The sequence below is a fragment of the Pseudoalteromonas sp. PAST1 genome, from assembly GCF_021532515.1.
Lineage (GTDB): Bacteria > Pseudomonadota > Gammaproteobacteria > Enterobacterales > Alteromonadaceae > Pseudoalteromonas > Pseudoalteromonas simplex.
Window position 1 is genome coordinate 1 of the sequence record NZ_JAKGBH010000083.1, and the last position, 10,401, is coordinate 10,401.

Consider the following 10,401-nt stretch of genomic DNA (forward strand, 5'->3'; position numbering starts at 1 on the left):
CCCTCAACTGAATCAATAGTCTAATTATATAAATATCAGTATATTAAGTGAACTAAATGTATAGATTAATAGATCATAAGCAGAACATACTTAGACCAAAAGGTGATCAGAGTTTTCACACAGTCTGTGCCATAATCCGACCTTGAGACACATAGAGATTAAGACTGCAAAGATACGAAAGCGGAAGTTAGCTTTGGCCTGTTTAACGACAAATATTCCGACAAAGCAGTCATGACTATTAGTTTATTGTTAAATCTAATCTTTCTTTTCGTTCATCTACTCAATAACCCCACGCTAAACGTGACTTTAGCGTGGGGTTAGAGTTCACAGTAATTTTATCTGGATAGCTCTTTTATTTTTTTCTCTGAAAACCAGCGATATAAAACAGGTAAAACAAATAATGTTAACAGTGTTGCAGTTACCAAGCCGCCAACAATAACACTCGCTAATGGGCGCTGTATTTCTGCACCAACACCATTAGACATTAACATCGGTATCAAACCTAAAGCTGATGTTATAGCAGTCATAAGTACAGGTCTTAATCTTGAAGTAGCGCCTTCAAAAACGGCTTTAGATGCTTCTAGACCGTCTTTAATACGTTGGTTGATACTTTCTACCATAACGACCCCATTCAATACCGCTACACCAAATAAGGTAATAAAGCCAACGGAGCTTGGTACAGACAAGTATTGTCCAGATAAATATAAGGAGAAAACTCCGCCAATTACAGCAAGCGGCACGTTGACCAATATCAGCATAGCTTGACCAACAGAGCCAAAAGCAAAGTAAAGTAACAATGCAATTAGCGCTAAAGATAGAGGTACAACGATAGCTAGTCTGCTTTGAGCACGCTGCTGGCTTTCGAATTGGCCACCTATTGCTACCGAGTAACCTGAAGGTAGGTCAACTTTCTCAGCAATAACTTTTCTGATGTCGGCTACTACACTACCCATATCTCTATTCTGAACGTTTGCTTGAATAACGACACGCCTTTGAACATCATCGCGCCTTACTTGAGGAGGACCTGATTCAAATGAAACAGTTGCAACATCACCTAAGCGTACCCAGGCGCCTGTTGGTGACTGAATTCGAATATCTGAAATAGCTTCCTTATTTTGTCGGTACTCTTCTTCAATACGCACGTAAATATCATAACGTTCATTGCCTTTGATGATTTGTCCAGCTTCAACCCCTCCAATACCATCTCGCACAACTTCCATTATATCAACAACTGAAAGTCCAAAGCGCGATAGCTCTTGCCTATTAGGTTTTACGACAAGTTGCGCTTCACCTGCAATTTGCTCAAGAGCAACATCTCTTGCACCATCAACACTCTTTATAGCCGCTTCGATCTCTTGTCCTTTAGCTGCTAAAACGTCTAACTCAGGGCCAAATAACTTTATCGCCAACTGAGCTTTTACGCCAGATAGTAACTCATCAACACGAGTCGCAATAGGTTGAGAAAAGTTTAGTAGTAAGCCAGGAAACTCCTCTAAAGATCTCTCCATTTTCCCTTGAAGTTCATATCGATTAGATGCACTGGTCCACTCAGAAACAGGCTTCAACCCTATGTAAATTTCTATGTTATTCACAGGCTCTGGATCTCCACCTATTTCGGCTCGACCAATTCGGCTTAATGCATAGGTTACTTCAGGAAAAGCCATTAGTTTTTCTTCTAGAATTGGTGCCACAGTGAGCGCGGTATCTAAACTGGAAGAAGGTGCCAGCGTTGCTCTTAAGTTTATCGTCCCTTCTTCTAACTCAGGTACAAATTCAGTACCAATTAATGGAACTAATGCAAAGGCAGAGAAAACTAATATAAGTGCGGCTGAAATGACTAACTTGGTGCGTTTTAGTGCGAATGTAAGCCCTTTTCTGTAGAGTTTGTCTAATGGCCTAAGAACAAAGCTTTCCCTCTCTTTTACACCTGACTTAAATAAATAAGTTGCCAGTGCAGGTACGATAAACAACGCAACCACAATCGCAGATACAACGGCTAAGATGATGCTTATTGCCATAGGTTGGAATAACTTTGCTTCAACCCCTTCAAAGCTGAACAATGGCGCAAATACGACTAAAATAATCGAGGCAGCAAAAAAGACGGGACGAGCCACTTCTTTACCTGCATTTTGCAGACGTAATTTAATGCCGTGCTCATCGTGTTCTACATCGTGCGGATCTGCGTCAGAAGTTGGAACACGTTCCTTTACCGATTTCGAATGTGTCGCGTCAGGTCTATTTAAATGTTTAAACATATTTTCAACCATAACCACTGAGCCATCTACAAGCATACCAATAGCGACCGCTATGCCACCCAGTGACATAAGGTTTGCAGAAATGCCCCACCAAGCCATGATCATTAACGCGATACCAATTGAAATTGGAATAGATATTAATACCAAGAAGGTTGCACGTAAATTCATTAAAAATAGTGCTAATACAATACAGATGAAAATAAATGCTAGTAATAGTGCATCAACCACTGTATTTACCGCTTTTTCAATCAAATCAGCCTGATCATAAAAAGGCTCAAAGCGAACACCTTTTGGCAATGCTTGATTAATTAATGGAATTCTTGCATTGATACCATCAATGGTGGCTTTAGTATTTGAACCCATGCGTTTTAAGACAATGCCAGAGACAACTTCGCCTAAATTTTCGACTTTACCGTCTTCGGTTTTGCGCGTCATGGTGACAGCACCTTGACGAATTTCACTGCCCATTTCAACTTTAGCAATATCTGAAACCGTAACAACCGTACCATCTACTGTTTTAACGGGAACTTGTTTGATATTACTGATGCCAGCCTCACCACTCTCAAACCAGCCTGTGCCTCTAATCACAAGCTGCTCTTGCCCACGGTTCATGTACCATCCGCCAACATTCGCATTGTTGTTATCTAGGGCACCAACAACGTCTTCTTGCGTTAGTTCATATGCTAAGAGCTTAGATGGATCGACATTGACTTGGTATTGCCTAACATTACCACCAAAAGATAATACATCAGTGACTCCATCGACAGGCATAACGAGTAACTTAACAATCCAATCGTTAAGGCTTCGAAGCGCCATAGCATCATAACCTGCACCTTTATCTGAAATAAGAAGATACTGAAATACTTGGCCCAGCCCAGAGGTGTTTGGTCCCATTTCGGGTGTCCCAACACCTTCTGGTATCAGTTCTTTTGCGGCTTGAAGACGCTCAAATACGAGTTGTCTTGCAAAGTAAATGTCGGTGCCTTCTTTGAAAACAACCGTAACGCCAGACAAGCCTGTTTTAGAAATTGAGCGCACTTGTTCTACATCAGGTAGGGCATACATTACCGCTTCAATGGGGTACGTAATGAGTTGTTCAACTTCTTCAGCAGCCAGTCCTGGCGCTTCAGTATTTACAGCAACTTGAACATTAGTAACATCAGGAAAGGCATCCAAATTTAATTTTGGGATCACCATAACTGCACCAACCATAGTGGCAAACAGCGCAATCAAAATCAGGAGTCTATTATTAACAGACCAATCTATTATTTTATTAAACATAGTCTTGCTCCCTAGTGGTTGTGCGGATCAAATCCGCCTTTAGCGATTTCAGACGCAACAAAAAATGCGCCTTTAGTTACAATTCGCGTTCCACTATCAAGGCCAATGATTTCTCTAAAACCACCTAAGGCTCGGCCTAGTTCTATTTCTACAGCTTTAAATTCTCCAGGGTGGTCTTCGACAAATACTGTCCAATCACCATCTGCGCTGCGGATCAATGCTTCTTCTGGCACAGCCATCACTTTCTGCTTTGTGGCAAACTGAAAGTAAACTTTTACAAACATGCCTGAATGAAGATTATCATCCGAATTATCTACTCCTAACCTAATAATTCGAGTACGAGTAATAGGGTCAATTGTATGGGCTTCTTGGATAACTTTGGCATTGTAACTCTGGCCTTCTAATTTAAGTACCGCAGGAGAATCAATTGATAAATTTAGCTTTTTATTTGGAGAAACTTTTGCTTCAACCCATAGTTGTTTTTCATCTGCTAACAACATTACTGAATCACCAGCATCAACACGTTGCCCTTGGATAAAATCGTCTTGAAGTACAACCCCTTCACGCTGAGCAATTAATGTATATTGCCCAAACGCTTTTATGTCTTTGTTAGAAATGCCATCTATTGCTTTTTCAGTTAACCCTAAAGCAATAAGCTTCCCGTAACTCGCATTGTATGTAGTCTCTGCTTGTAATAATCTACTTTCACTCACCGTCTTGTTACCCAGCTTTTTCACACGTTGCCATTCGGTTGAAGCGATTAAATAGTCAGCCTGTGCTTGTGCCATTGCTTCACTAAATAATGTAACTAACTTCTGACCTATTTCTACATGCTCTCCAAGCGCTGCATGGCGACTAATAATGACTGACTCTGTACGTGGCGATACCACATAACTTTTATAGCCATTAGCTTTTATTTCGCCTGGTGCATATACGGTGCTAAATTGATATTCAGGCTTAACACTTTCCACTTTAATGTTAGCAAGCGACATCTTCTTTGGATCAATAGTGATACCTTCTTCATGTCCTTCTTCTCCCTCTTTATTACCACCTTCATGGCCGTGCTCGTCATGGTCACCTTTATCTTCTTCATGTCCCTTTTCGTGTTCATGCTCATCTTGATGTTCTTTTTCTTCTTGTTTCGAAACGTTTGTGACAGAACCAGTTCCATCTGACGACTGTGCAAAAGCATCATGATTTGTAGTAAACCCAACTAACAGGCAGCTAATTACTACGGCTAAAAATTTTTTACTAATTACTGTATTCATTTTTGTAACCTATATTTTTAATAAATTTAAGATTTCGTTTTTCGCTACTGAAAAAACAAAGCGCTCAAATCTCAAATTTGGATAACTGACCCATACTTAAAATGAAGGATATTTCTGCAAGCTTGAATTGATTTTCCAAACGTATTCCTGCATGAAGCCCTTCCGCACGTTGATTTAATGCAAGTAAGTAGTCAGAAGTATTAATGTCACCAGCTTCCCAGCGCTTATTTAATAAGTTTTCGCTGCTATCTAATCTGCCTTTTGTCAGTTTTTGCCATTGCTCATAATATTTTTTACTGACAATAAGCGATTCATAATTAGCTTTTGCTTCAAATGACTGCTTTCGATAAACCGACCGAAAGTTAGCCTCTGCTGCAATTGCTTCTGAATAAGCGGCTTTAACAGTATCTGAATAGTTATTTCTGATATTTAAAGGCATTGAGAAAGTCACGCCAATCAAGTCTTCATCTCCACTTTTCCCTGCGTTAACTCCAATGGTTGGATTGGCTTTAGATTCCATAGTGGTTAGTTGAGCTTTAGATTGTTTTATCTTCCATTGCGCTCTAGCGAGTTTAACTTTTGGATGTTCCTCAACCCACTGAGAGTTAAATGAATAGTTTGTTGCTCCAAAAGTAAATGAAAACAAATTGGTAGTATTAGGCGTCCAATCAGGCAATAACTCCTGAACATTTACCTCTGCATTTTTCAAAGCAATTTGCGACTCAGATATTTCACTGAAAACTTGGGACAAGTTTAAATAAACCAGTTCAGCGTCAAGTGGCTCTAAAAGTCCTGCTTTTCGCTTATCTTCAATAATTCCAACGAGCGTTTGTAATTGATTTTCTCTTACTGAAAGTAACTGAGCCACCTTTTTTGCTGCTTGCCAATTAACTATTGCAGTTAAAGCGTTAGCCTTTTTAGAATCGAGTAGAGATAACAATTGTTGCTGGTTTGCATAAACACCAATTTCACCAATGCTTTTATTTGCTGATTGCTTATCCCAAAAATCAATCGTTTGACTGATACCAATAGAATAATTATCAAAATCACCCTCTTTTTCATAGCTTGCTTCAAGCTCTGGGTTATATACGGCTTTAGTTAAGCTCTTGGCTCTATGATTACTTGCATTAAGTAACTCTTTAGCCGCAACAACTTCGGGATCTTTATTTATTTGACTATCTAGCCATGAAATACTTTTCTGTTTGGCATAAGTGGCAACTGAAAAACTCACAGCCATACATAAAGACAGGACTAAACCTGCATTTTTTAAATATATATACATAAAAATTCTTAATTTTAAAATTAATAAACACGAAACCTTTATCCATTATTAAAGGATAAATAGGTCATTAAAAATTAATCTAATTAAGAAATAGGCGGACGAAGTATCGCTTCATGAAAGGTACTTGTTTGATCAATTTGATAAGGCGTTTTATTGATAATGTTTAGTTTGCCCGTGGTATTTGAATTACTGACTAAAATCCAAGATAAGTGGCTGCCACTGCAATGTCCGCAGTGATGACAATCTTTTTCATTATGCTGCTCATCACCTACATTATCATTTGAGACATTTCGATCATCTGCATGATCATGTTGAATTTGAAGGTGCTCTATATCTATTTGGTGATTCTCAGGTGTTGCGGATACAACAGCAGTTAACGATTGCAAAACAATCGAAACGACTAATAGTATTTTTAACGCAACATTGAATTTCAAAATAAACACCTACTTAAATATGAAAAATTATAATATCAAAAAAAGGTTTTCTAAACTAGCCATGCGCATGTTTTTCATGCTCGTCACGGCAAGTTTCTTGAGGAAACTCAAACTCAATGGTTGTATGAGATAAATTATAAGAAGAAAGTTCCTTAGCCACTTGTTGTTTTAGCCTAATTAATTTATCAACCTCAAAGTTATGGGCTAACTCTAGGTGAGCAGTTAATACGTGACTTTCCCCGTCTAATGACCAAAAGTGCATATGATGAATCCCATTAATTTCAGGTATAGCCTTTATCGCTTTTTCAATATTATTCTGCACTTCTTCATCAGGTGTAGCTTGAAGAAATAGTGCCAATGTTGTTTTCAGGTTTTTCAAAACGTTAAACAATATAAACAGTGTAAAGCCTATAGAAAGCAAAGGATCTAATATTGGTAGATCTACAAAAAGCAGCACGATAGAAACAATTAGGACTGCAACCCAGCCAAGTACGTCTTCAAGCAAATGCCACGTAAGTACTTTTTCGTTCAGCGTTTTACCCGCTTTTAGTTTAAATACTGCATACCCATTAACAGCAACCCCAAGTAATGCAAGACCCAACATTCCTTCAGCCATTGGCATTTCAGGATTAGATAATCTTGGTATTGCTTCAAATAGCACCCAGACAGAACCAATAACTAATACAATACTGTTAATTAATGCGCCAAACAGGGTAAGACGACGATAGCCATAGCTAAATCTATCGGATGCTTCTTTATCCGAGAAACGACTCAGTATCCAAGCGAATCCTATAGATAAACTGTCACCCAGGTCATGTACAGCATCAGCCATAATAGCGGTACTGTTGGTTAGCCAACCACCAATAAATTCGATAATAGTAAATGAAACATTAAGGAAAAATGTCCAACCTATACGGTCGTCTTTTCCATGCGAATGGCTATGGCTATGATTGTGCATTTTCCACCTCAAGAACTTTTAAATTTCTTACATTGACTACGTTAAAATTGATAAAGTGACGGATCACTCGTTGATACATCCAACGTTTGATTCCTGATAAGTTAGTTCCTTTTTCGAGATAAAACTCATCAGGGGAATTATAAACACCAAAATCATCATGAATACCTTCTTTTTGTATATAGGTATCTTGACCACGCCAATCTGTATCTGGCGAAGAGAAACACTTTGTTGCAACACCATAACCACAAAATTCGTTTTTTATTTGACTAAATTTGTGCTGTAGTGAACTTAAATATTGTTCATCTAATATAAAGCCTTCTAAGTTTATCCAACGATCCTTGAAATAAACTTCAATCCAACTATGAATGATATATTTAGGTGCTAACCAAAATACATAAGTTGGAATAGCTCCTTTTTGTAATCGCTGCTCAATAGTAAAGCCGTGAAAACGACATTGAATACCTAATCCTCGTAACAAAGCCATCAGCAAGTTACCCTTGGTATTGCATTGTCCGTAACCATCGGCTAAAACACTGCTTGCTGAAATATCATCACTCTCATTGTAACCAAATAATATTTCATCTTTAACAAATTGGTAGGCTGCACCAATTTTGTTGAAGTCATCGAGTTCTTGCCAATTACGCTCAGAAATTAATGATTGAATTGTAGAGTGTTCAAAATTTACTATCTTGGTTTTTTCTAGATATTTGCTATTCATTGATGTTTCCTTACTTTGAACAACCAAAGGTTGATTGTTTATCTTCATTTGGTGTTTAACGTGTTTTCTCAGCAACAGCTAATTCTTGTTTAGCATCGCTTAGTATTCGGTAAGCGCCTCGAAGAATTAACATTGAAATGATGCTACCAATGACGATATCAGGCCAACGCTGTTTCAGCACCATAACGAGTATGCCTGCGATAACGACACCAAGATTTGCAATTACATCATTCGCTGAAAATATCCAGCTAGCTCTCATATGTACTTCATCGTTGTTGTGCTTTCGAATAAGGATGAGACAAATCACATTTGCAACTAAAGCAACCATGCCTACGCCAATCATAAACCAAGAGTGAGGCTCACTTTCACCATACAGCCTTCTAGCAATATCCATTAGAATTAGCACGCCTAACCCCAGTTGGAAATAGCCACTCACTAAAGCAGCATTAGCCTTATGTTGGATTGACTTTCCCACCGCGTATAGTGCAATTGCATAGACGATTGCATCCGCTAGCATGTCTAACGAATCTGCAATTAAAGCCGTTGATTCTGATAACCAACCAAAGCCAATTTCAAAAACAAACATCGAGGCATTGATAGCCAGAAGCCAATAAAGCACCGTTTTTTGCTGGTTATCTTTTAGCTCAACTTCACACCCACAATCGCTCATTTTCATCTCCGATTAACTTGTATGCTCTAACTATAAATCCTATAGTGACTATAGGGTCAAGTTTATTTGGAAATTTTATGAAAATTGGTGAGTTATCGAAAACATCGGGGTATTCAGTACAAACCATCCGATATTATGAAAAGGAGGGCTTGCTGTCAGATCCTGATCGCACTGAAGGGAATTTCAGGTTGTATTCTAATAAGGCATTTAAAGAGCTAGAGTTCGTAAAGCATTGTCGAAGTTTAGATATTCCGCTTAATGATATTAAGCGACTCATTGAATTAAAAAACAAGCCAGAGGAGAGTTGCTCTAGTGTAAATGCATTAATTGATCGGCAACTAACTTTAGTTAATCAACGAATGAAGGAATTGAATGCACTCAAAAAAGAGTTAAAACTAATGGCAAGCTCTTGCGGGTCTGACGGTACAATTGAAGTCTGTGGCATTATCAAGTCATTAGATAGTTGAACTAAATATAACTTTAGATTAGTAGTATTCACAAAGGCAATAATGAAAACCATTGGCAAATTAGCACAATCATTAAATTTAAATGTAGAAACCATTCGTTTTTATGAACGAGAAGGACTGATTACACAACCTGAAAAACCAATATCTGGTTATAGACAATATGACGAATCAATAGCAGGACAACTTAGGTTTATCACAAAAGCCAAAGCGCTCGGCTTTACGTTAAGAGAAATAAAATCGCTAATGTCTATGGACAGCAACTGCGCTCAAGTTGAGCTATTAAACCGACAAAAGTTAGCAATCATTCGAGATAAAATTAATGACCTTCAACGTTTAGAGAAAGTAATTGTGGGTATGACAAATACCTGTATGCAAAACGAAGATCCAACACATTGCCCCATAATTGACTCATTAAAATGATTGACTCCGTACTTGTATACGGAGTTTAGAATGATGGTAATATCAACCAATAGACTTTCAAATGATAAATAAAATATTAGACAGAGTAGGCTCTAGTGGCGTTTGGCTAGCGGCACGGCCTGCCTCCCTGCATTAAGGTCACTTGCATCGGCATTAGGACTAGGCTTCTTCTCTCACTTCGAAGGAATAGCTGTAAATACGCTTTTACCTATTTTTGCATCTTTGGAACTATTGGTAAACTTATACAACTGGCACAAAAATAAAAACCATACCAGAGCTGTCTTCAGCATTCTAGGGCCTGTAGCAGTGCTATTAACGCTTTATCCTCTTTGGCTATATGATTGGAGCACATACCTATTTTACTTTGGTATTTGCTTAATGGTCGTTATGTCGGTTTTGGATATCGTAAAACCAGTAAGGGAGCAAACATGCAACGTATGGCTAATTGCCGTCGTTGAAACGATTAACGGTCAATGTCTGCTTTTCGCTCAAAGCCGACCTATAGAGTAATTACGTTAACACGTTTTGGGGCGTGCGACGTGAAGTCGTATGAAGCGCTGTTCACCGCTTAATGAGTGAACCATCTGTATCACCAGATGATCCTAGGAGCCTGAATAAAGTAGCGGCTCTGACAATGTAACGAAGGTT

At 38.5% G+C, this 10,401-nt stretch carries 10 protein-coding genes; 3 read left to right on the plus strand and 7 right to left on the minus strand.

Features of this window, described 5'->3' with window-relative positions:
* Positions 1–335 precede the first annotated feature (335 nt).
* The 7 genes from L1272_RS21945 to L1272_RS21975 form a co-directional block, all read right to left on the minus strand.
* On the minus strand, positions 336–3,536 hold the full coding sequence (locus tag L1272_RS21945; protein WP_055022222.1) for an efflux RND transporter permease subunit: 3,201 nt from the start codon (positions 3,534–3,536) through the stop codon (positions 336–338).
* 11 nt (positions 3,537–3,547) lie between these two features.
* Positions 3,548–4,804 (minus strand): efflux RND transporter periplasmic adaptor subunit, encoded by a 1,257-nt coding sequence (locus L1272_RS21950; protein WP_055022223.1) that lies wholly within the window; start codon positions 4,802–4,804, stop codon positions 3,548–3,550.
* 64 nt (positions 4,805–4,868) lie between these two features.
* Positions 4,869–6,086, minus strand: a complete 1,218-nt coding sequence (locus L1272_RS21955) for a TolC family protein (RefSeq protein WP_008468875.1) — start codon at positions 6,084–6,086, stop codon at positions 4,869–4,871.
* An 83-nt stretch (positions 6,087–6,169) separates the two neighbouring features.
* Positions 6,170–6,520, minus strand: a complete 351-nt coding sequence (locus L1272_RS21960; RefSeq protein ID WP_199525849.1) for a hypothetical protein — start codon at positions 6,518–6,520, stop codon at positions 6,170–6,172.
* 55 nt (positions 6,521–6,575) lie between these two features.
* Positions 6,576–7,478: a cation diffusion facilitator family transporter gene (locus L1272_RS21965; RefSeq protein ID WP_004588886.1), complete on the minus strand. Its 903-nt coding sequence runs from the start codon at positions 7,476–7,478 to the stop codon at positions 6,576–6,578.
* A complete protein-coding gene (locus tag L1272_RS21970) occupies positions 7,465–8,196 on the minus strand; it encodes a transglutaminase-like domain-containing protein (RefSeq protein ID WP_004588887.1) in 732 nt (243 codons plus the stop codon). Before L1272_RS21970 ends, L1272_RS21965 begins: the two co-directional genes overlap by 14 nt.
* 55 nt (positions 8,197–8,251) lie before the next feature.
* Positions 8,252–8,866, minus strand: a complete 615-nt coding sequence (locus tag L1272_RS21975) for a cation transporter (protein WP_004588888.1) — start codon at positions 8,864–8,866, stop codon at positions 8,252–8,254.
* A 77-nt stretch (positions 8,867–8,943) separates the two neighbouring features.
* On the opposite strand from L1272_RS21975, the gene L1272_RS21980 reads away from it, so the two are divergent.
* From L1272_RS21980 to L1272_RS21990, 3 genes are all read left to right on the plus strand, one after another.
* A complete protein-coding gene (locus tag L1272_RS21980; protein ID WP_004588889.1) occupies positions 8,944–9,333 on the plus strand; it encodes a Cd(II)/Pb(II)-responsive transcriptional regulator in 390 nt (129 codons plus the stop codon).
* 42 nt (positions 9,334–9,375) lie between these two features.
* Entirely contained in the window at positions 9,376–9,753 is a 378-nt protein-coding gene (locus tag L1272_RS21985; protein WP_004588890.1) for a MerR family transcriptional regulator, read from the plus strand.
* A 102-nt stretch (positions 9,754–9,855) separates the two neighbouring features.
* Complete coding sequence (locus L1272_RS21990; RefSeq protein ID WP_235374293.1) at positions 9,856–10,263, plus strand: MerC family mercury resistance protein; 408 nt, start codon at positions 9,856–9,858, stop codon at positions 10,261–10,263.
* Positions 10,264–10,401: the final 138 nt, after the last annotated feature.

Coding starts and splice junctions, on each gene's coding strand:
- L1272_RS21945 (WP_055022222.1), bottom strand. CDS start 3,536: ATGTTTAATAAAATAATAGATTGGTCTGTTAATAATAGACTCCTGATT.
- L1272_RS21950 (WP_055022223.1), bottom strand. CDS start 4,804: ATGAATACAGTAATTAGTAAAAAATTTTTAGCCGTAGTAATTAGCTGC.
- L1272_RS21955 (WP_008468875.1), bottom strand. CDS start 6,086: ATGTATATATATTTAAAAAATGCAGGTTTAGTCCTGTCTTTATGTATG.
- L1272_RS21965 (WP_004588886.1), bottom strand. CDS start 7,478: ATGCACAATCATAGCCATAGCCATTCGCATGGAAAAGACGACCGTATA.
- L1272_RS21970 (WP_004588887.1), bottom strand. CDS start 8,196: ATGAATAGCAAATATCTAGAAAAAACCAAGATAGTAAATTTTGAACAC.
- L1272_RS21975 (WP_004588888.1), bottom strand. CDS start 8,866: ATGAGCGATTGTGGGTGTGAAGTTGAGCTAAAAGATAACCAGCAAAAA.
- L1272_RS21980 (WP_004588889.1), top strand. CDS start 8,944: ATGAAAATTGGTGAGTTATCGAAAACATCGGGGTATTCAGTACAAACC.
- L1272_RS21985 (WP_004588890.1), top strand. CDS start 9,376: ATGAAAACCATTGGCAAATTAGCACAATCATTAAATTTAAATGTAGAA.